Genomic DNA, 21,367 nt, shown 5'->3' with positions numbered 1-21,367 from the left:
AACGCCCGCTCCGGCGCGGCTATGGTTAGCATTTCGCCAAAACGGTGCCGCCTTTAACCGGGCGGTAACTCTAATGCGCTTTAATCATTCTACAGCGAGTTGCGTTCGGAGTGGGTAAAGCGTCATGCGTAAATTTGTATCTCCCCAGGCAGGCAAGTCCGTGATCCGTCTCTGTGCGGCGATCCTGCTTGCGGGTGTAGCGACCGGTTGCAGTTCTGACGCCAGCCGCTTCGGCGGGCTCTTTTCGCGGTCCGACGACATAATGACGGGTTCGATCCCGCAGGGCTCGAGTACGGTACCGCGAGGCGATGTCGCGAGCGGCGGTGCGGCGCCCTCCTACGGGAACAGCGCAGCGCTCGGTCAATCCTATCCCTCCGGCGACGGCAACGGAGGCTACAATACGGCGGCCGCGCCGGTATCCAGCGCCCGTGTCGCATCGACGCCGATGAGCGTTCAGCGAACGAGCCTCGATGAGCCGTCGGCCGCATCCCGGCAGCCGCAGGTTCAGACCGCTTCCCTCGAATCGCAGGCTGCGGCCCTCCCGAAGGCGGAGCCGCTGGCGGGGGCTGCCAAGGATATGTCGGGCAAGGGGGGCTGGAGCGCCTCCAACGCGCCGACGATCATGGTCCGTCAAGGCGACACGGTTACGGTCCTCGCCAGACGGTTCGGCGTCCCCGAGAAGGAGATACTGAAGGCGAATGGCCTAAAATCGGCAAGCCAGGTAGAGCCGGGCCAACGCCTCGTTATTCCGACATTCGGTACCGCAGGCAGCGCCGCGAAAGCGGCTGCATCGGGTTCGATCGCCGACGTGGAGGGCGGCAAGAAGCGTCCGTCTCCGCTGCCGACCGATCAGCGCGAGGTGGCGATCCTCCCCGGCCAGTCCCAATCGCGTGAAAAGAGCGAAAGCCGCAGCGATGTCGCGGCGGGCAAGCTCAACAGCGCCGGCGAGGGCGGTGGAAATGGTGCCTATACGGTCAAGCCGGGCGACTCGCTCAACCGTATCGCGAAGGCGAACGGCGTTTCGGTCGCTGCCCTGAAGCAGGCAAACGGGCTTTCGACAGAAGCCATCCGCATCGGGCAAAAACTCAACATCCCGAGTGCCTCGGCGAAAACACCGGCGACCGATGCGGTGGTCACGGCTTCTGTTTCGGCCAAGAAGAACGAGGCCCAGGCGGCTTCGACGGAGCAGGGCAAGCTGACTGAAACCAAGGCGCCTGCCGCCAAGGAAAGCGTGTCGGAGGTTGCCATCCGGTCGGATGGTAACGAGGATCTTCCGAAATCGACCGGCATCGGAAAGTACCGTTGGCCGGTCCGTGGCGCGGTCGTCGCGGCCTATGGCGCCAATGTCGACGGCAACCGAAACGATGGCATCAACATCTCGGTGCCGGAGGGGACCCCCATCAAGGCAGCCGAGAACGGCGTCGTGATCTACTCGGGCAGCAGCCTGAAAGAACTCGGCAATGCCGTTCTGGTGCGCCACGACGACGGTACGGTGACGGTTTACGGCAACGCTGCCGAACTCAAGGTCCAACGCGGTCAGAAAGTCCAGCGCGGCCAGACGCTCGCATCCTCCGGCATGACAGGCAGAGCGACCCGGCCACAAGTTCACTTCGAGGTGCGCAAGAATGCGACCCCGGTCAACCCTGCGACCTATCTGGAATAAGCCATGGCACCGGCTGTGTCCGGCTGGTAGGCAAATCGAAAGCGCCGCGTGTCTGGCAAGACGCGCGGCGCTTGTGCGATCACGCCACCTGGCGGCAGGTGCTATTACGCAGGAGTGTCGAGCTGTCTGCGCAGACGACCGGCCAGATCCTGAATGAATTGCCAGGCGACGCGGCCGGACCTCGATCCTCGCGTCGTCGCCCATTCAAGAGCCTCGGCATGCAGCGCTTCGGGCTCGAGAGGCAATTTGAAGTACTGCGCATACCCGTCGACCATCGCCAGATAGTCGTCCTGGCTGCACTTGTAGAAACCCAGCCATAGCCCGAAGCGGTCGGATAGCGACACTTTTTCCTCGACGGCCTCCGAGGGGTTAATGGCGGTGGATTGTTCATTTTCCATCATGTTGCGGGGAAGCAGGTGTCTGCGGTTGGACGTCGCATAGAGCAGAACGTTTGCCGGGCGCCCCTCGACGCCGCCGTCGAGAACCGCCTTCAGCGACTTGTAGGAGGTATCGTCGTGATCGAAGGAGAGATCATCGCAGAAGACGATCACGGGCATCGGCGCCGCCTTCAGGATTTCCATCAGCACGGGCAGGGTGGCGATATCCTCCCGGTGTACTTCGACAAGCTTGATTGCGCTGCCGGTGTCGTGGGCGACCTTTGCGTGGACCGCCTTGACCAGTGACGATTTGCCCATGCCGCGGGCGCCCCACAGGAGCACGTTGTTCGCCGGATAGCCTTCGGCGAAGCGGAGCGTGTTGTCGAAGAGAATGTCGCGGACATGGTCGACGCCGGCGATGAGCGCGAGGTCGATGCGATTCGGCCTCGGGACGGGCTGCAGGTGGCGCGTGGCCGGTGCCCAGACGAAACACTCCGCCTCATGCCAATTGTTGACGGCATATGCCGGTCCGGCGATGCGCTCCATCGCGGCCGAAAGCTTCTGTATTTCGTTGAGCAGGACGTCGATCTTGCTTTCGGGCATTTCATGTATCTCCGGCAGGCTGAATTTCGAACTGGGCGGCCGACCCGCGCGATAACGGGCGTGCGTCAGCCCACCCAAATCCTTGAATCGCCGCGACGTTCATCCTCCGGTCGAATCCGTTGAAGCTGCCGCCGGCGGCGTTTTTCTCGGTAGCACGGCGGTTTGCGCTGGAAAAGACCGGCAGCCTGCAACCAGGGGGTTCTCCTGCTGCGGAATTTGTGCCAGAGGCAGGAGAAACGGGGAAGTGTACCGACGATTTGTGTTACGGGACGGCTTGCCTATATTCCGGCAGGTTTGCCGCGGGGGCAAGCGCGCAATTTGAACTCAAGGAGTGATCGATGTTTATTACCGAAGCTTTCGCGCAGACGGCGGCCCCTGGGGGCGGCGGCGCCGACATTCTGATGTCCATCCTGCCATTCCTGCTGATCTTCGTGGTGATGTATTTCCTGATCATCCGGCCGCAGCGTGCGCAGATGAAGCGCCGCGAAGAGCTCCTGAAGAACATCCGGCGCGGCGACCAGGTCGTCACCGGCGGCGGCATTGTCGGCAAGGTGACCAAGGTCGTCGACGATACGGAGCTCGAAGTGGAGATCGCCGAGGGCATCAAGGTCCGCGTCGTGCGCAGCGGCGTCTCCGAGGTTCGTGTGAAGGGCGAGCCCGTCAAGGAGTAACCCCGGCGCGGGTACTTGAAGAAGCGTGCGCGGTTTTCGCCCGCATACCGCGCCTTCGATCGGCATTGATCACGGTTTGATTTTGGAGCGACGCGAGGCCAAAATCACCGTGGTTAGGGCAAGGGCCGCGACCGGCAGAGACCGGCGGATGGAGCATTTCGAAATATGCCCAGGTTGTCGCCGTTCAAGAATATTCTCATCTGGCTGGTCGTCCTTGCGGGCCTCGCCTTCGCACTGCCGAATCTCCTTTCCAGAGAGCAGCTCGCGGACTGGCCGACCTGGCTGCCGCATCGGCAGGTGCCGCTCGGGCTCGATCTCAGGGGCGGTTCCCATATCGTCCTCAAGGTCAGCCGCGAAGACATCGTCGCGGAGCGCCTGCAATCGACCATCGACACGATCGCCGATGCGCTGAGACAGGCGGATATCCGCTATACGGGGCTGTCCGGAAGCGGGCAGGGTCTGCAGTTTCGTCTCCGCGATGCAACGAAAGCACCAGCGGCGCGTGACGCGCTGAAGGCGTTGGTCGCCCCCGTTCGACAGGGCGGGCTTTTCGGGAATTCCATCCAGGAACTGGTCTACGAGGAAAGCGCGACCAGCGACACGCTTCGGCTTCGCCTGACGGACGAGGGCATAGATCTGAGGGTCTCAGATGCCGTCGCCCAGTCCATCGAGGTCGTACGCCGGCGTGTCGGCGAAGTCATCGCGGTCGTGCCGATCATAGAGCGTCGCGGCGGTGACCGGCTGAGCGTGCAGGTCCCCGGTCTGGACGAGCCGCAAAGATTGAAGGATCTCCTCGGGCAGCGAGGAGATGTCGCCCTGAAGTGGCTGGATTCCTCGATGCCAGCACAACAGGCCGTCGATACGAGGCCGCCTGCGGGGTCCGAGGTCCTCTATTCGCTGGACGATCCGCCGATACCCTACCTCGTCGAGAGACGCGCCTTTGCTGCGGCGCCGGACTTCGTCGAGGCACAGCCGGGCTTCGATCCGGCAACGAGCGAACCTGTCGTCAATGCAAGGATTGCAGCCGGGGCTGCCGCGCGGGTCGCGCCGTTCCTGCAGTCGGATCCGCGGAAGCAGTTCGCGATCGTGCTCGACGGACAGGTTATCTCGACGTCCGTTCTGGATGGCGCGCTTTCCGGTGATGCCGTCCGGATTTCCGGAAATCTCTCGGAGGACGGGGCGAACGATCTTGCCGCCCTGATGCGGGCCGGCCCGCTTCCCGTTTCGCTGACGGTCATCGAGGAGCGCACCGTCGGTCCCGAGGACGGGGCTGACGCCGTTGCAAACGGCCTCACGGCGGGCCTGATCGCGGCCATTGCCGTAGCAGCCTGTATGATTGGCTTCTACGGCTTCTTCGGTGTCGTGGCCGTCATTGCCGTCATCGTCAACGTCGTGCTGATCATCGCGGTCCTGTCCGTCACCGGCGCCACGCTGACGCTGCCCGGAATTGCCGGGATCATCCTCACGATCGGAATTGCGGTCGACTCGAACGTGCTCATCTACGAGCGGCTCAGGGAAGAAGCGCGCACCAGCGGCAAACCCTTGCGAAGGGCGCTGGACGACGGATTCGAGCGCGTCTTGAGGAGCATCGTCGACGCGAATCTGACGATATTCATTGCCGGCGCCATCCTCCTCTATCTTGGGTCGGGCGCTATTCGGGGTTTTGCGGTTACGCTTGCCATCGGCAGCGTCACCACCATTCTGACGGCGCACAGCCTGACACGCCGCCTTATTCGCGGATGGTATCGCCGCCGGCTGCCGCAGCGTCTGCCGCGCGGCATTCGGACCGGATTTTTCAGCCGGGCGGATTTCCGTTTCATGGCGATCCGCAATCCGGTCTTTATTCTTATGACAGCATTGTCGCTTGCTTCGCTGGTTCTCCTGACGAGCCTCGGGCTCAACATGGGAGCAGATTTCAGGGGCGGCTCCGTCATCGAATTGAGAGCACGGACCGGCGTCGCCGATGGTGCCGACATCCGTGCCCGTCTCGACGAATTGAACCTCGGAGACGTTCAAGTCGAGGAACTTGGATCGGCGCGAGACGTTCTCGTCCGTATCCCGTCGCAGGAAGCCGGCGACAATGCCGAGCAGACGGCCGTCGGGCTGGTTCGCTCCGAACTTGAGGATCAATATGTCTTCCGGCGTGTCGAGGTGGTTGGCCCCGGTGTTTCCGGAGAGTTGACGCGGGCAGGGTCGCTCGCCGTTGCCGCAGCCGTGCTGGCCGTTCTGCTTTACGTGTGGCTTCGGTTCGGCCGGCGATTTGCCGTCGGAGCCATCGTCGCGACGTTGCACGATGTGCTGCTGACGCTCGGGTTCCTCGTTCTGACCGGCATCGAATTCAATCTCGCCAGCATCGCAGCGCTGCTGACGATCGTGTGCTACTCGCTGAGCGACACCATGGTGATTTATGATCGAGTCCGGGAGAATCTGGTGCGCTATCGAAGAATGCCGCTCTCTGTCCTGATCGACACGTCGATCAACCAGACCCTGTCGCGGACCGTCCTGACCGCCGTGACGACGCTCCTTGCTCTCGTTGCGCTGTATCTGTTCGGAGGCAGTGGTCTCGTCCAATCCTTCAGCGCGACACTCATATTCGGTGTGCTTGTGGGCACCGTGTCCTCGATCTATGTCGCGGGACCGCTGCTCATCCTCTTCAATCGCCGAAACAATCGTCTTGGAGGCACGCAGGACCCGGCGGAGCCGGATGCGTCGTCGGAGACGGAAGCAAAGGGTGCGGTGTGATCATGGCAAAAGGGATCGAAATGCGCGAAGCGCACTTTCCAGGACGCGCACCTGTCGACGCCTACGGCAATGGCGGCTTCCGCTTCGCCGATATGTCGCATCGCGGGTCGGTTCTGATGCTGCCTTCCGGCATATACGCCTGGGACGTTGCCGAAGGCGACGTGCTCGCGGTCGCGAAATTCCAGCGCATCTTCGATGAGGCGCGTGACGTCGAGGTGCTGCTCGTCGGCACCGGCCGGGAAATCCGTCCCTTGCCGGGAGACCTGAAGGAAGCGCTCAGGGCCGCCAACATCTCGTCCGATCCGATGAGCACCGGGGCGGCGGTGCGGACCTATAACGTGATGCTGGCGGAATCGCGCGCCGTCGCCGCGGCATTGATCGCGGTGTGAGGCGTTCGAAGGAAGCTCGGCGTGCAACAGTCCGATGATCAGATTCTCGCAACCTTGCGGGACACCGACCGCGATCGCTACCTGGCCTGTCTGCTTTCTCCGGCAGAGAAGCGCCACTCGCTCGCGGCGCTCTATGCCTTTTACGCGGAAATCGCCCGTGTCCGCGACATGGTCAAGGAGCCGCTCCCGGGCGAGATCCGGCTGCAATGGTGGCGTGACACTCTCGAAAACGAGCAGTCCGACGGCGCGGGGCATCCGCTGGCCGAAGCGCTCCTGCGTTGCATTCGCGAGCATCACCTTCCGGTTCGCGTCCTTCAGGACATGATCGATGCACGCATTTTCGATCTTTACGACGACCCGATGCAGGACAGGGCGGCGCTGGAGGGTTATGCCGGCGAAACCGCATCGGCACTCATTCAGCTTTCATCTCTCATCCTGGACCCCGACAACGCAGCGAGGTCTGCAGACGCAGCCGGCCATGCCGGGGTTGCTCAGACGGTTGCCGGTCTCCTGCTGCTTCTGCCGGTTCATGTCGGGCGTGGCCAGGTCTATCTTCCTGCCGAGCTTTTGAGCGCAACGGGCCTCGACAGGGAAACGCTTCTTGCCGGGACCGACGAGAGTGCGATCGAAAGGGCCGTTCGCGCCTTCTGCGGCCTCGGCCGCGATCATCTCGCCAAGGCACGTGAAGGCGCAGGCGCGATCTCGGGCCGGAATTTCTCGGCGTTCATTCCCGTTGCCCTCGCCGAACCGGTGTTCGATCGCGCGGAGGCCGCCGGAGCACGAATCCTTCGTCAGTCACTGCAGCCGCCGCAATGGCAGCGGCAATGGCGGATGTGGCGGGCGAGCCGGCGCCGGGAGTTTTAGCGTTCGCTAGCCGCCCGGCCGTCACGCTGGCGCAAGTCTCGCGGGATATGACCCTCCTCAATCGGAATCCCGTCGCTATCAAGGGACCCACGCAATGCTTTGGTTACTGCTCCTGGTGGCGATCGCCGCCGTCTGCCTGTTCTATATTCGGATGAACGCACGTGCAGAGCGCGATGCCGACAATCCGGATGCCGGGTCGGCGATCGTGGAATTCGGCCGGGCATTCCCCGACGAAGCGATCCGGGCGCTGCATTCGACCGTCGACAGAACGGCGATCTTCCTGCGGCTGCACGATGGCAAGGCCGGGTTCATACAATCGCACGGCACGCATTATGTCTGCCACGTCATTCAGCCCGGCAAGGTGCGGGTCAACACGTCCGAGAGTGGGCGGGGGCTAATCGTCCACTTCCCGGATTTCGCCTATCTGGACAATGCTTTCGAGTTTCGGACGGCCGCCGAGGCAGCCGAGGTTTCGCTCTGGCTGCTCGGCACTTTCAGTCCGAAATCGGAGTTGGAAGTAGCGGGTGACGCGGCGCAGGGTCTGGAGTGACCGGTTGAAACCGGAGTTCTCATCTCTCGTCAGACGGCTTGGTCGAGCCAGCTTGCGCAATCGCTCAGCGCGCGCGATGCCATCGCCTGCTTCTTGGCGAGCGCCTTCTCCTTGCCCCGGAAGCGTTTGGCACCCTCCGGCCTTGTCAGGGCGCCCGGCTCGAGCGGCGGAAACAGCCCGAAATTGATATTCATCGGCTGGAACGAGCGCTTGCCCGGTTCGTCGTCGGAGACGATGTGGCCGCCGGTGATGTGATCGAGGAGAGCACCGAAGGCCGTGGTCACCGGCGGTAGCACGGGAGACACGCCTTTGCGTTCCGCCGCGGCGAAGCGGCCCGCCAGGAGGCCGATGCTCGCGCTTTCCACATAGCCCTCGCAGCCGGTTATCTGGCCGGCAAAGCGCAGTCCCGGACGTGACTTGAGCGTCAGCGAATGATCGAGGAGCGTCGGTGAGTTGATATAGGTGTTGCGGTGCAGGCCGCCGAGCCTCGCAAACTCGGCATTCTGGAGCCCCGGAATCATCCGGAAGACTTCGCCTTGCGCGCCGTATTTCAGTTTCGTCTGGAAGCCGACCATGTTGTAGAGCGTGCCGAGCGCGTTGTCCTGCCTAAGCTGCACTACTGCATAGGGCTTGACCGACGGATTATGGGCATTGGTGAGGCCCATCGGCTTCATCGGCCCGTGACGCAGGGTCTCTCGGCCGCGCTCTGCCATCACTTCGATCGGAAGGCAGCCGTCGAAATAGGGCGTGCCTTCCCATTCCTTGAAGCCGGCCTTGTCGCCGGCAATGAGCGCATCGACGAAGGCGTCATACTGCTCCTGTGTGAGCGGGCAGTTGATATAATCCTTGCCCGTGCCGCCCGGGCCGACCTTGTCGTAGCGCGACTGGTGCCAGCAGATATCCATGTCGATCGTGTCGGCATGGACGATCGGTGCGATGGCGTCGAAGAAGGCGAGGGCATCGGCGCCGGTCTCCGCGCGGATCGCCTCGGCGAGGTCCGGTGCTGTCAGCGGGCCCGTCGCAATGATGGCGAGATCCCAGTCCTTCGGCGGCAGGCCCCGGATCTCTTCCCGAAGAACCGTGATCAGCGGATGGTCTGCGATCGCTGCGCTGACTGCCTCGGCAAAGCCTTCGCGGTCGACCGCGAGCGCACCGCCTGCAGGCACCTGGTTGAGATCGGCGCATCGCATGATGAGGGAGCCCGCAAGACGCATCTCCGCATGGAGCACGCCGACGGCATTGCTGGTCGCATCGTCGGAGCGGAAAGAATTTGAGCAGACGAGTTCGGCGAGGCTCTCGGTCTTGTGCGCATCGGTGCCACGCACGCCGCGCATTTCATGCAGGATGACCGGCACGCCCGCTTCGGCGATCTGCCAGGCGGCTTCCGACCCGGCGAGGCCGCCGCCGATGACGTGGATGGGCGAATGGGAGGACGTCGTTTTGTTCATGGGCGGCTTCCTACCACAGGCATCCGTCGCTTCCAAGAAACGAAAACGGCGCCCGAGGGCGCCGTCTTCAAGCCAAGCAATACTCGATCCGACTAGCGGAAGGAGCGAGCCGCGATGTTGCGGATGTCGTAGCGGGTAATGCCGATATCGTTCAGAGCGTGGTTGGAAAGGCTGCCCAGCTCGGCAACGGTACGGCGGTAGTTGATCCAGCTTTTTGCAATGCGAATCGGGTTCATGGTCGTTTCCTCAAGAAGATCGCTCGCGACAGTGATTGTCTGCGTCGTTGAGGTTCTTATACGCTTGTCTAACTGGGAGATGGAGTGCAAAGTAGATGCATCTGCTATGCATTTGTGCAGTGCATCGATCATTTCGTGAGCATGCATTTCGCCCGGCTCGAAAATGCGCCATCGATCAAGTATCGGTTAAGTTGCTTTCTCAGGGACTACTGCACGAGATCAGAACGGCCCAGCAGAATAAAAAAACGCCCACCGGCGGAGCCGGAAGGCGTTTGAAAGGCCACAATCTGGCGAAAGCTTTGATGCTTACTTGATTGCCTGACGGGCAACGTAGGGGATGTCTGCGCGGCCGATGCCGAGATCGGTCAGCTCACGGTCGCTCATGCGGCCGAGTTCGTTGCAGGTCTGACGATACTTGCGCCAGTTGTTGAAAGAACGTGCGAGGTTCATGATCCTATTCCTTTCTAGGTCGTTCGCCAGCGCTCTATCTCTCTTGCTGGCCATCATCTTATGAACCGGAATATAATCGGTTTGAGCCGGGATTACAGAGATAATGCTGCATCGCACCCATGCGCGACGTGCAAAGCTTTTCAACGGCGTTAACCGCGGCTTAACCTTTTGGTGCCGATGCGGGCTTCCTGCGCATTTCCAGACCGTTCCAAGGACCGTGGCGGTCTTTTAGGGCCTGTTGAGATTTCATCTGGAGTTTATGACGGCTGCTGCGAGATAGATGATGGCGTTGAGGCTCTCGTGGGTTTGTCGGCGTTCAGGGCGGTGCGGACAAGATTGCCGACTGCATGGCCCAGGAAACAACGTATCGGAGGTCTGCAATCTCTCCTCTCCTCATCTCTGTGCTTGTCACAGAGATCCAGCAGCGCCGCGTCTGCGGCGCGGGAAGCGTTGTTTCAGCCCAAGGACTTGGTCTGGCTGGATCCCTGTGACGAGCACAGGGATGAGGGAATCAAACAAGCCGCCCCGGGTATCCCGAATCTCAACAGACCTTAGAACGCGGCGCGCCGCCGTGCGGTTCTCGGTTTCACTGCGATGGGGGGAGGCAGAAATAAACAACGCCCGCTGGGGGAGGAGGTCCAGCGGGCGTTGCTTGATCTGATTGGCAACCGGGAGGAGGAGTGTCGCCAATCCGTATCGGGCGCGCTGGGAGGAGGAGTGCGCTGCCCGATCGATGATTGGAATATAGGCCGAACCCCCGGATTTTACCAGGGGCTGCCGCGAATGGCACCTATGCAAGTGATGCATGGCTCAGGCGCCGAATGATCACAGAATGCCGAAATAATGGGCAAGTGGATCGTTATACAAAATGCGCCGGGATATCTGAGGGAAAATGACGCCCGTCGGGGGAGGAGGACCGGCGGGCGTCATAAAGGCGATTGGCAACCGGGAGGAGGAGTGTTGCCAATCCATCGAAGCGGCGATGGGAGGAGGAGTGCGCTGCTTCGAATTCTGTCGAGCTTAAGCCCGGATCTTTGCGGGACTTCCCGCTGCGGGCGATCATTCCCGCCGGCGCCCGGCCGGCTATCACCGCGGCGCCTCGATGATTGGAATATAGTGGCCTCAAATCGATTTGTGCAGTGCAATGTCCACATGGAAGATATGCGGATTGCGCAACGCGGATGGCCGTCCGCCGTCCCGACAATGGATGGCGCGGATCCAGTGGCTGTTACGCGTCGGGACGCGGCATCACGTTTCTGCCGGCATCCTCTGCTAAGGAGCCTCAAGCTTGCCGTTCGAAGCGCGGGCTGCGAGCGGGCAATGGGCGCGAGCATTTTCCCTTTGATCCGTTGAAAACGAGTGTTATAGAGACGCCGCGCTCGGGAGCCCTGAACCTTTCGCATGGCCCAAGAATATCCGCGGCATTCCGCTGATGAAATCTTGTGAGGAATGCGATTTGGGCGGTGCGATCGTCTGAACGCGGGTATGGTGAAATTGGTAGACACGCCAGATTTAGGTTCTGGTGCCGCAAGGCGTGGGAGTTCAAGTCTCTCTACCCGCACCAGGACGATATAGCAGTCACGCGTCGGTATTCGGCGCTGAGGAGGGCCGGCAAGGCGCCATTTTGCTTGCAAAGCGGTCGGAATTGCGTAAAGCCACTCCCGGCAAATGGATCGGCTCACGTGCTCGCCTAGCCTTTCAAGGGAAGAGCACTGTCAACGTGAAGTGAAGGTTTTAACATGCAGGTTATCGAAACGCTCGCTCAAGGGCTGAAGCGCGAACTCAAGGTCGTTATCCCGGCCGACGAAATGCAGGCTCGGATGAACGAGCGCCTCGTCGAGGTGAAGGATCGTGTCCGCATCAATGGCTTCCGTCCCGGCAAGGTGCCGGTTGCGCACCTGAAGAAGGTTTACGGCAAGTCGATCATGGCCGATCTCGTCAACGAGATCGTTCGTGAAAAGCCGACGGAAATCCTCACGAGCCGCGGCGAGAAGTCGGCAACCCAGCCCGAAATCGCGATGACCGAGGACGAGGCGGAAGCCGACAAGATCCTGAACGCCCAAGCCGATTTCGAATTCACGGTCGCCTACGAAATCATTCCGCCGATCGAACTCAAGGATGCAAGCGGCATCAAGGTCACCCGTGAGGTCGTCGACGTCAGCGAGGATGAAGTCAACGAGCAGATCCAGCGCATCGCCGAGAGCGCCCGCACCTACGAATCGAAGAAGGGCAAGGCTGCCAATGGCGACCGCGTCACGGTCGACTATCTCGGCAAGGTCGACGGCGAAGCCTTCGACGGCGGCAAGGACGAAGATGCTGAGCTCGTGCTCGGGTCCAACCGCTTCATCCCGGGCTTCGAGGAGCAGCTTGTCGGCGTAAAGGCCGGCGATGAAAAGACCATCACGGTCACGTTCCCGGCGGATTATCCGGCAGCCAACCTTGCCGGCAAGGAAGCGACCTTCGACATCACCGTCAAGGACGTCGCTGCCGCTGCCCCGATCGAGATCAACGACGAGCTCGCAACGAAGCTCGGCCTCGAATCCGTCGACAAGCTGAAGGAAATCGTCCGCGGCCAGATCGAAAGCCAGTTCGGCTCGATCACCCGCCAGAAGGTCAAGCGTCAGCTTCTCGACCAGCTCGACGAACTCTATCAGTTCGATACACCCGAGCGCCTCGTCGATGCCGAGTTCGAGAACATCTGGCGCCAGATCAACACCGACCTGCAGCAGGCCGGCAAGACCTTCGCCGATGAAGACACGACGGAAGAGGAAGCGCGAGCCGAATATCGCAAGCTCGCCGAGCGTCGCGTCCGCCTCGGTCTGGTTCTCTCCGAGATCGGCGAAAAGGCCGGCGTTCAGGTCAGCGATGACGAGATGCAGCGTTCGCTGTTCGAGCAGCTGCGCCAGTTCCCCGGCCAGGAAAAGGAAATCCTCGAATATTTCCGCAACACGCCCGGTGCTGCCGCCTCGCTGCGCGCACCGCTTTTCGAAGAGAAGGTTGTCGACCACCTGCTCACCGAGGTTTCGGTGACCGACAAGAAGGTCTCGAAGGAAGAGCTGACGGCTGACGACGAGGGCGACGAAAAGCCGGCCAAGAAGACGGCCTCCAAGAAGAAGGCAGCCGCCAAGGCCGAAGCCGGCGAGGGCGAAGAAGCCGCCGCGCCGAAGAAGAAGGCCCCGGCCAAGAAGAAGGCTGCGGACGAGAGCGCCGAGTAACCGCATCTCTCAGGACACGAAGAGGCCGCCTCCGGGCGGCTTTTTCTTTTCTGCAGAGGGAAAGCTGCTCCGCACTTCTCCGGGAAGTGCTTACAGCGCCGCGCGTCTTATCAGACGCGCAAAGGTCGCTGCAGCACTTTGATCTGCTGCATGTTTTTGTCCTTTAATCGGATACGATTAAAGGAGACATGCAGTAGGCCAAGCCCGGCTTAGGAGCCGGGCTTTTTGCTTTCAGGACGTGGCAGGCAGGCGCGGCGCTTGAACCGCGCCCGATCGGATCACGTCATCATTCCGCCGCTTCCGCGTAGCTCTCGATCGGCGGGCAGGTGCAGACGAGATTGCGGTCGCCATAGACATTGTCGACACGGTTGACCGGCGACCAGTATTTGTCCACGCGGAAGGCGCCCGGTGGGAAGCAGGCCTGCTCGCGCGAATAGGGCCGGTCCCAGTCGCCGACGAGGTCCTCGACCGTATGCGGCGCGTTCTTCAGCGGATTGTTGACCTTGTCCATCCGGCCGTCCTCGATGGCGCGGGCCTCTTCGCGGATTGCCAGCATGGCGTCGCAGAAGCGGTCGAGCTCGGCCTTCGTTTCCGATTCCGTGGGTTCGATCATCAGTGTGCCCGCGACCGGCCAGCTCATCGTCGGTGCATGGAAGCCGCAGTCGATCAGGCGCTTGGCGACGTCATCGACCGTGACGCCGGCGCTTTCGGCGAGCGGACGGGTATCGATGATGCATTCATGCGCGACCCGGCCTTTCGCCGACTTGTAGAGCACGTCATAGGCACCCTTCAGCCGGGCGGCGACGTAATTGGCGTTGAGGATCGCCACCTTGGTCGCTTGCGTCAGGCCTTCGCCGCCCATCATCAGGCAGTAGCTCCAGGAGATCGGCAGGATCGAGGCCGACCCGAACGGTGCGGCGGATACGGCGCCCTCGTGCCCGTCGGTCTGCGGGTGTCCCGGAAGGAAGGGGGCGAGATGCGACTTGACGCCGATCGGGCCCATGCCGGGACCGCCGCCGCCATGCGGAATGCAGAAGGTCTTGTGCAGGTTCAAATGGCTGACATCCGAGCCGATGTCGCCAGGGCGGGAAAGGCCAACCATCGCATTCATGTTGGCGCCGTCCAGATAGACCTGGCCACCGTGCTTATGCACGACCTCGCAGACTTCGCGGACGTTCTCCTCGAACACGCCGTGCGTCGAGGGATAGGTGATCATGCAGCAGGAGAGGGTGTCCGCATACTGCTCCGCTTTGGCGCGGAAATCGTCCATATCGATCTCGCCGGCGTCGCTCACCTTGACGACCACCACCTTCATGCCGGCCATCTGCGCCGAGGCCGGGTTGGTGCCGTGCGCCGAGGTCGGTATCAGGCAGACGTCGCGATGCTCGTTGCCGTTGGCGATATGGTAGGCGCGGATCGCGAGCAGACCGGCATATTCACCCTGGGCACCCGAGTTCGGCTGCATCGAGATCGCATCGTAGCCGGTGATCGCGCAGAGCTTTTGCGACAGGTCTTCGATGAGATGCTGATAGCCGAGTGCCTGGTCGGCCGGCACGAAGGGATGGATTTCCGAGAACTCCGGCCAGGTGATCGGCAGCATCTCCGCGGTCGCGTTGAGCTTCATCGTGCAGGAGCCGAGCGGGATCATCGCGCGGTCGAGCGCAAGATCGCGATCGGCGAGGCGGCGCATGTAACGCGTCATCTCGCTCTCGGCGCGGTTCATATGGAAGATCGGATGGGTGAGATAGGCGCTGGTGCGCAGCAGTTCCTGCGGCAGGCGGTAGTCCGGCTCGAACTCCTCGACCTTGAAATCGCCCCCGAAGGCGCGCCAGACGGCCTCGAGCGTGACCGGCCTCGAACGCTCGTCGAGACTGATGCCGATCCTGGTCGTGCCGATCTTGCGAAGGTTTACCTCCTCGGCCACGGCGGCTTTGAGGATGATGCCTTGCAGCTTGCCGACTTCGACGGTGATCGTATCGAAGAAGACATCCGGCTCGACGGTATAGCCGAGCTTCTCCAATCCCATGGCAAGCCGGACCGTCTTCTGGTGCACGCTCTGGGCGATCGCCTTTATTCCGTCCGGACCGTGGAAGACCGCATACATGGAGGCCATGACGGCAAGCAGCACCTGCGCGGTACAGATGTTCGATGTCGCCTTTTCGCGCCGGATATGCTGTTCACGGGTCTGGAGCGACAGCCGGTAGGCGCGGTTGCCCCGCGCATCGACCGACACGCCCACGAGGCGGCCGGGCATGGAGCGCTTATAGGCATCCTTGACCGCCATATAGGCGGCGTGCGGTCCGCCGTAGCCGACCGGAACGCCGAAGCGCTGGGTCGAACCGATCGCGATGTCGGCGCCCATTTCACCCGGAGACTTCAGAAGCGCCAGCGCCAGCGGATCGGCTGCTACGGCGGCGATTGCCCCCTGCCCATGGAGTTTGGCGATCAGGCCCGAGAAGTCGCGGACATGGCCGTAGGTACCGGGGTACTGGAAAATCGCGCCGAAGACGCCGGCAGCGTCCAGATCCTCGAACGGATCGCCGAGGACGATCTGCCAGCCGAGCGGCTCCGCCCGGGTCTTCAGGAGCGCAATCGTCTGGGGATGGCAGTTCTCATCGATGAAAAACGCCTTCGCCTTGGACTTTGCGACGCGCTCGGCAATGGCCATTGCTTCGGCTGCCGCCGTCGCCTCGTCGAGCAACGAGGCGTTCGCGACGTCCAGGCCGGTCAAATCGCAAACCATGGTCTGGTAGTTGAGCAGGGCTTCCAGCCGCCCCTGGCTGATTTCCGGCTGATAGGGCGTATAGGCGGTGTACCAGGCCGGATTCTCGAGGATATTGCGCTGGATGACCGGCGGGGTGATGGTCCCGTAGTAGCCCTGACCGATCAGGGAGACGAGCTTCCGGTTGCGGTTCGCCGTCTCGCGCAGCTTGTCGAGTGCCTCGCGCTCGGTCATCGGCGCGCCCCAGGCAAGCGGCGTCCGCTGGCGGATCGACGGCGGCACGGTGTCGTCTATGAGCGCGTCGAGGCTCGGATAGCCGACGACCTTCAGCATCTCGTCCATCTCGGCCGGCGAAGGGCCGATGTGACGTCGATTGGCGAAGTCGTAAGGCTTGTAATCGGTGAAGGTAAAGTCCTTGGGCATGCTCATCAGGCGACGAACTCCTTGTAGGCCGCTTCGTCCAGGAGCGCATTGGCAGCGTCCGGATCGGCGAGCTTCAGCTTGAAGAACCAGGCCGCGCCTTGCGGATCGCTGTTGACGAGCGACGGATCGTCGACGATCGCCTGATTGACCTCGACGATTTCTCCATCAAGCGGACAATAGACGTCCGAAGCCGCCTTGACGGACTCGACCGTCGCGGCCGAGTCGCCCTTGGAGAAGCTGGCACCCGCTTCCGGCAGTTCCACGAAGACAAGATCGCCGAGCTGGCCAGCGGCATGCTCCGTGATGCCGACGGTCGCGACGTCGCCATCGATCTTCAGCCATTCGTGTTCCTCGGTGAATTTCAGCATACGCAGGTTCTCCTGATCAGCGTTTGTAGGTTTGTTTGATGAAGGGCAGGGCAGTGACGGCGATGGGCAGGTATTTGCCGCGCACCTCTGCGAACAGTCTGGTGCCGACTTCGGCGTGCTCGGCGTCGACATAGCCCATGGCGACCGGTCCATCCACGCTTGGACCGAAGCCGCCGGAGGTGACGGTTCCTGCCGCCGTTCTGCCCTCCTCATCGGCGAAGAGATTGGCATTGCCGCGGACCGGCGCCCGGCCTTCGGGCCTCAGGCCGACACGCCGCCTGGAAACTCCGTCGGTTAGCTCGGCCAGTATCCGGCCGGCGCCCGGAAAGCCGCCGGCGCGCTCACCGCCGGCGCGGCGGCTTTTCTGGATCGCCCATTCGAGGCCTGCTTCGATGGGGCTCGTATTCGTGTCGATATCGTTGCCATAGAGACAAAGCCCCGCTTCGAGGCGGAGCGAGTCGCGCGCGCCGAGCCCGATGGGCAGAACGTCGGGATGTTCGAGCAGGCGCTGCGTCACATCCACAGCCGCTTCCGCGGGAATGGATATCTCGAAGCCATCCTCGCCGGTGTAGCCGGAGCGGGAGATGATGCAGCTCACATCGTGAAGGTCGGCTTCGGTGACATCCATGAAGCGCATCGACGAGACGTCCGCCCAGAGTTCGCAGAGGACCGCTCCGGCCCGGGGTCCCTGAAGGGCGATCAGGGCACGGTCGGTCAGCATGGTCACGTCGCAGACGCTGCCGAGACCGTCCTTGAGATGCGCAAGATCGGCATCCTTGCAGGCCGCGTTGACGACGAGGAAGAGATGATCGCCGCGATTGACGATCATCAGGTCGTCGAGAATGCCGCCTGCGGCATTGGTGAAGAGGCCGTAGCGCTGTCGGCCTTCCGCGAGGCCGAGAACATCCGCCGGCACGAGCTTTTCCAGCGCCAGCGCCGCGTCCTCGATTTTTCCCGATTTCGGCCGCACGACGATCTGTCCCATGTGGGACACGTCGAAGAGGCCGGCGGCGGCGCGGGTATGCAGGTGCTCCTTCAATACGCCTTCCGGGTATTGGACCGGCATGTCGTAACCGGCGAAGGGCACCATGCGTGCACCGAGCGAAAGGTGCAGCGCGTGCAAAGGCGTGTGTTTCAAGGTGGAAACGTCTTCCAAGTCCGGCCTCCAGGTCTGGCGCGTTTTCGCGCCGGCTCACAATACCGGCGTCATGCGCCGACAAATTCGAGCCCCCTCTGTCCCTTTGCCTGAGATTGTTATCCCTTCGGCGAGCGCGAACGCTTCTCTCCAGAGTCCTACCGGCACCTTGCTGGTCCTTTGGCCTGAGAGTTTCCGGGGCGGTTGCTCCTTCGGCACCGGATCGAACCGGTTTCTCCCAACGAGGTCGAATCCAGATAACGGCGAAGGCCGGATTTTGGCAAGGGCCTATGTCGCGACCAAACATATTTTTGTCGCCCTGACTTCATCCTCCGCGACAAGTGCGGCAAAATCGGCCTTTGCAATTTCTTTGGGCAGCGGATAGGGAAGACCGAAGAGAGGTGGCCATGACAGGGCGCGAGCGGAAATGGGGAATTGCGATGCGGCTGCTCGCAGCCTTCGCACTCCTATTCCTGTCCTTCGCCCATAAGCCAGCCCTTGCGAAAGCGGCCGGCCCGGCGATTTCCGGCGAATATCTTCTCCCCGACGGCACCTTCGCCGATATCTGCTTCGGCACGGGCGGCGTCGATCATGACGCCGGCCACGGCAAGTCGTCGTCATCTGCTCCCGTTTGCGAAGCCTGCCGGCTCGCCGCCTCCGTGCTCCTGCCGGCGGCGCCCGATGAAAGCCTGCCGGCCGAAAACGGCGACTGGACTGCCGGAACGCCGATCGTCGCCGCCGAGGCGGTGCTTCTGCCCCTGCGCCTGCTGCCGCCACCGCGCGGCCCGCCGGCCCAGCCGTAAATCTCCTCGAATCCAACCCAGAATTTCTTGCGCCGCTATGCGGCATTGACCCACGAAGGCCGCGTTCCGGCACGTGGTTCGGAGATTACGACATGAACACGATCAGACTTTCCTTGCTTGCCACCGGCCTCACATTCGCCGCCACAGGGCTCGCCCATGCGCATGCGACATTCGAGACGGGCAGCGCGCCGGCCGAAACGACCGTCAACGCCACGCTTCAGGTGCCGCATGGCTGCGACGGCAAGGCGACGACCGAAGTGCGGGTGCAGCTGCCGGAGGGATTCGTCTTTGCCAAGCCCCAGCCTAAGCCCGGCTGGGAGCTGGAGATCATCAAGGGCGACTACCGGAAAACCTATGACGATCACGGCACCAAGGTTTCCTCCGGTCCCTTGGAAATTCGCTGGAAAGGCGGCAACCTTCCCGACGAACATTACGACACCTTCGTCGTGCGCGGAAAACTCGCGGGCTTCGACAAGGAGACCGTGCTTGCCTTTCCGACGACGCAGCTTTGCGGCGCCGACGGCAAGGTGGTCTGGGATCAGGTGGCGGCGGAGGGCGAGGACGCCCATTCCCTCGAGCATCCGGCGCCGACGATCACCGTCACCATGGCGGCGGGCGACGAGCATTCCGGTCACGGAGGGCATCATCAGTCCGCGCCCAAAACGGTGAGGCTCGGCGATCTCGAGATCTCGGGCGGAGCCGTGAAGGCCATGCTGCCCGGCGCCAAGGTCGGCGGCGGCGGATTCGTGGTCAGGAACGGCGGCAGTGCCGACGACCGGCTGCTTGCCGTCGAGAGCCCGGCCGCGGGCCGGGTCGAACTCCATGAAATGACGATGGAGAACGACGTCATGAAAATGCGCAAGCTCGAGGACGGCATTGCCGTTCCCGCCGGCGGAACCGTCGAGCTGAAGAGCGGCGGCCTGCATCTCATGTTCATGGAGGTGAAGAAGCCCTTTGCCGAAGGCGATGCCGTGCCCGTGACGCTCACCTTCGAGAAGGCGGGGGAGGTCGACTATGTCCTGCCGGTCGGCACCGCCGCGGGCAACGCTCACTCCGGCCACAGCCATCAATAGAACACTGACAGGAAAGCGCGTCGACCGGCTCAGGATCCCTGAACGAGCCGGTCGAGCATTTCGGTGATTTCGTCCAGTTCCTGTTCATCGCCGGCAGGCTTGTCTTCCCGCCGGCGATCGCCTCCGCCCCCGTCCTCGTCCTCGTTCTCGGCGTTTTCGAGATAGCGGCGCAGCGTTTCGGCCTGCGTCTGTTGCGGCAGACGGCGCTCTGCAGCGATCAGCATGAGGTGCAGCGGCAGCGCGCTTCTGACCTTCGGGACCGGCGCCTGCTCTTGGCCGCGCGCGCAAAGCAGTGTGATTGCCTCGTCGGCAGGTCCATCGCCACGCAAGCGCGTGGGCGGCTTCAATGCATCCGCCGCATAGGCCGCCGTCGTCGCGGAGATGGTAACGACCTGGGTCATCCTGTCAGTCCTCGGGCATGATAATCCTTTCCTGTGCCAGACTGCGCTTGCGAGCAGGTGAAATCGGGTGATCGGATTTTAGGAAAATCGTAACGATTCGAGGGCTGCGGGGCTGAACATTGCGCAATTTTGTGTACCGTCGGTTGAACGGCATGTACAATCGCAGCCGTAACCGAGAACCGGCGCGGCTTCTGCGCCGGAAAAAATCTAGTTCATAAAAGTCATATTGAAGAAGTTCACTCACGAAAGGACGTAAGTCTATGCGCGCGATCGTATTGTTGTTGGCGATCTTTGCTCTCAGCGCGTGCTCGCAAACAGGAAGGCCCAGCGCCGAACGGTACTATACGGGAGAAGGCCAATACTATAGCGGCGTCGTACCCCCGACGCCTCTCTGAAGCATGTCGCTCAGGTCTATAGCGGCTTTAAGAACGACACGCATCAATCGAAGCCCCAAATGCGGCGCACGAACCCGCTTCCGTCGCATCGCAAGAGGGCTGTCGCTGCATGCCTCACGAGAGGCGCCCGCGCACCGTGCCCGTGACGTCCTGGCGGTCGGCACCGCTGCGGCAACGCTCACTCCGGGCGCAGCCATCATAGCGACCGGCTTGCGGTACCTGACCGGTTCGACACCCAAGTGGGCCGGTTGGGGGAATACGGGAGCTGCACTTGATGGTAGAGATCACGGAATCGTGTTCATCGGCGGTTGAATCGCATATACAATTGCAGGTGCAACGGAGAGCCGATGCAGCGCGTCGGCGCGACCCGGTTGCGGAAATCTATATGCGAAAGGACATACTCTATGCGGGCAATCGGAATGTTGGTGGCGGTCTTCGTTCTCAGCGCGTGCTCACAAACGGCGACGCCCAGCGCCGAACGGTATTATGGAGGGGACGGGCAATACTATCCCGGCTTGATACCCCCGAAGCGCTGATGAGACGTTGCATGCGGCATCGCGCCTCCGACAATCGGTTCCGATTTCTCGGGACCGATGTAGGAGCCCGGATGGTGTAAGAAGCGCTGCCGCAGGACCGTGTGGATTGCGCGGTTGGGAATTGATCCTGCGCGAATGGCAGAATATCAATGGCCGTCAAACTGTTAGAAAAGGTACGGGGGCCTATGCGCAAGATCGTGTTGTTGCTCGCACTCGCCACGCTGGCGGCGTGCTCGCACACCGGGGACCGGGTGGTCGGCGGTGACGGGGATTACTATCAAGGTCTCGTCCCGCCGAGGTGAT

The 21,367-nt window shown here is 62.3% G+C and carries 17 protein-coding genes, 1 tRNA gene and 1 riboswitch; of the genes, 10 read left to right on the top strand and 8 right to left on the bottom strand.

Annotated elements, in window-relative coordinates; genetic code table 11:
• Nucleotides 1-124 precede the first annotated feature (124 nt).
• Nucleotides 125-1,663 (top strand): LysM peptidoglycan-binding domain-containing protein, encoded by a 1,539-nt coding sequence (locus JOH52_RS17155; RefSeq protein WP_010969286.1) that lies wholly within the window; start codon nucleotides 125-127, stop codon nucleotides 1,661-1,663.
• Between the two features lie 104 nt (nucleotides 1,664-1,767).
• Here the strand turns inward: JOH52_RS17155 and JOH52_RS17150 are convergent, their stop codons facing one another.
• Entirely contained in the window at nucleotides 1,768-2,643 is an 876-nt protein-coding gene (locus JOH52_RS17150; protein ID WP_010969287.1) for an ATP-binding protein, read from the bottom strand.
• A gap of 338 nt (nucleotides 2,644-2,981) precedes the next feature.
• Here JOH52_RS17150 and yajC point away from each other — a divergent pair, with 338 nt between their 5' ends.
• From yajC to JOH52_RS17125, 5 genes are all read left to right on the top strand, one after another.
• Nucleotides 2,982-3,314, top strand: a complete 333-nt coding sequence (gene yajC / locus JOH52_RS17145; protein ID WP_003534584.1) for a preprotein translocase subunit YajC — start codon at nucleotides 2,982-2,984, stop codon at nucleotides 3,312-3,314.
• A 165-nt stretch (nucleotides 3,315-3,479) separates the two neighbouring features.
• Nucleotides 3,480-6,056, top strand: coding sequence for a protein translocase subunit SecDF (gene secDF / locus JOH52_RS17140; protein WP_010969288.1), 2,577 nt, complete (start codon nucleotides 3,480-3,482; stop codon nucleotides 6,054-6,056).
• Between the two features lie 2 nt (nucleotides 6,057-6,058).
• A complete protein-coding gene (locus tag JOH52_RS17135; protein WP_003529512.1) occupies nucleotides 6,059-6,445 on the top strand; it encodes an Mth938-like domain-containing protein in 387 nt (128 codons plus the stop codon).
• A gap of 21 nt (nucleotides 6,446-6,466) precedes the next feature.
• Entirely contained in the window at nucleotides 6,467-7,309 is an 843-nt protein-coding gene (locus tag JOH52_RS17130; RefSeq protein WP_003529514.1) for a phytoene/squalene synthase family protein, read from the top strand.
• A gap of 94 nt (nucleotides 7,310-7,403) precedes the next feature.
• Nucleotides 7,404-7,859, top strand: coding sequence for a hypothetical protein (locus JOH52_RS17125; protein ID WP_010969290.1), 456 nt, complete (start codon nucleotides 7,404-7,406; stop codon nucleotides 7,857-7,859).
• Nucleotides 7,860-7,888: 29 nt separating this feature from the next.
• Here the strand turns inward: JOH52_RS17125 and trmFO are convergent, their stop codons facing one another.
• The 3 genes from trmFO to JOH52_RS17110 all read right to left on the bottom strand — a co-directional run bounded on the left by trmFO (nucleotide 7,889) and on the right by JOH52_RS17110 (nucleotide 9,993).
• Nucleotides 7,889-9,307: a methylenetetrahydrofolate--tRNA-(uracil(54)-C(5))-methyltransferase (FADH(2)-oxidizing) TrmFO gene (gene trmFO / locus JOH52_RS17120; protein ID WP_010969291.1), complete on the bottom strand. Its 1,419-nt coding sequence runs from the start codon at nucleotides 9,305-9,307 to the stop codon at nucleotides 7,889-7,891.
• Between the two features lie 92 nt (nucleotides 9,308-9,399).
• Nucleotides 9,400-9,543 carry a DUF1127 domain-containing protein gene (locus JOH52_RS17115; RefSeq protein WP_003529520.1) on the bottom strand — a complete coding sequence of 48 codons (144 nt, stop codon included), beginning with the start codon at nucleotides 9,541-9,543 and terminating at the stop codon, nucleotides 9,400-9,402.
• Between the two features lie 306 nt (nucleotides 9,544-9,849).
• Complete coding sequence (locus tag JOH52_RS17110) at nucleotides 9,850-9,993, bottom strand: DUF1127 domain-containing protein (protein ID WP_003529522.1); 144 nt, start codon at nucleotides 9,991-9,993, stop codon at nucleotides 9,850-9,852.
• A gap of 1,479 nt (nucleotides 9,994-11,472) precedes the next feature.
• On the opposite strand from JOH52_RS17110, the gene JOH52_RS17105 reads away from it, so the two are divergent.
• Both JOH52_RS17105 and tig read left to right on the top strand, forming a co-directional pair.
• Nucleotides 11,473-11,557 (top strand) — tRNA-Leu (locus JOH52_RS17105).
• Between the two features lie 175 nt (nucleotides 11,558-11,732).
• The gene (tig, locus tag JOH52_RS17100) at nucleotides 11,733-13,208 is read left to right on the top strand and encodes a trigger factor (RefSeq protein ID WP_010969292.1); all 1,476 of its coding nucleotides are present in this window, start codon (nucleotides 11,733-11,735) and stop codon (nucleotides 13,206-13,208) included.
• 286 nt (nucleotides 13,209-13,494) lie between these two features.
• Here the strand turns inward: tig and gcvP are convergent, their stop codons facing one another.
• From gcvP to gcvT, 3 genes are read right to left on the bottom strand one after another with little or no spacing between them, the layout of a single operon-like run.
• Nucleotides 13,495-16,359: an aminomethyl-transferring glycine dehydrogenase gene (gcvP, locus tag JOH52_RS17095; RefSeq protein ID WP_010969293.1), complete on the bottom strand. Its 2,865-nt coding sequence runs from the start codon at nucleotides 16,357-16,359 to the stop codon at nucleotides 13,495-13,497.
• On the bottom strand, nucleotides 16,359-16,721 hold the full coding sequence (gene gcvH, locus JOH52_RS17090) for a glycine cleavage system protein GcvH (protein ID WP_003529528.1): 363 nt from the start codon (nucleotides 16,719-16,721) through the stop codon (nucleotides 16,359-16,361). The genes gcvP and gcvH overlap by 1 nt, the downstream gene beginning before the upstream one ends.
• Nucleotides 16,722-16,737: 16 nt before the next feature.
• On the bottom strand, nucleotides 16,738-17,877 hold the full coding sequence (gene gcvT, locus JOH52_RS17085; RefSeq protein WP_010969294.1) for a glycine cleavage system aminomethyltransferase GcvT: 1,140 nt from the start codon (nucleotides 17,875-17,877) through the stop codon (nucleotides 16,738-16,740).
• 142 nt (nucleotides 17,878-18,019) lie between these two features.
• Nucleotides 18,020-18,107, bottom strand: a riboswitch (glycine riboswitch).
• A gap of 156 nt (nucleotides 18,108-18,263) precedes the next feature.
• On the opposite strand from gcvT, the gene JOH52_RS17080 reads away from it, so the two are divergent.
• Both JOH52_RS17080 and JOH52_RS17075 read left to right on the top strand, forming a co-directional pair.
• Entirely contained in the window at nucleotides 18,264-18,659 is a 396-nt protein-coding gene (locus JOH52_RS17080; RefSeq protein ID WP_014526714.1) for a hypothetical protein, read from the top strand.
• A gap of 92 nt (nucleotides 18,660-18,751) precedes the next feature.
• Nucleotides 18,752-19,732 carry a DUF1775 domain-containing protein gene (locus JOH52_RS17075; protein ID WP_010969295.1) on the top strand — a complete coding sequence of 327 codons (981 nt, stop codon included), beginning with the start codon at nucleotides 18,752-18,754 and terminating at the stop codon, nucleotides 19,730-19,732.
• A gap of 29 nt (nucleotides 19,733-19,761) precedes the next feature.
• On the opposite strand, the gene JOH52_RS17070 is transcribed toward JOH52_RS17075, so the two are convergent.
• Complete coding sequence (locus JOH52_RS17070) at nucleotides 19,762-20,133, bottom strand: hypothetical protein (RefSeq protein WP_003529533.1); 372 nt, start codon at nucleotides 20,131-20,133, stop codon at nucleotides 19,762-19,764.
• Nucleotides 20,134-21,367 lie beyond the last annotated feature (1,234 nt).

Origin of the sequence: Sinorhizobium meliloti, assembly GCF_017876815.1 — a bacterium.
GTDB classification, from domain to species: Bacteria; Pseudomonadota; Alphaproteobacteria; order Rhizobiales; family Rhizobiaceae; genus Sinorhizobium; species Sinorhizobium meliloti.
Note: the sequence above shows the minus strand (reverse complement) of the source record. Positions and strands in the feature narration are given on the sequence as shown.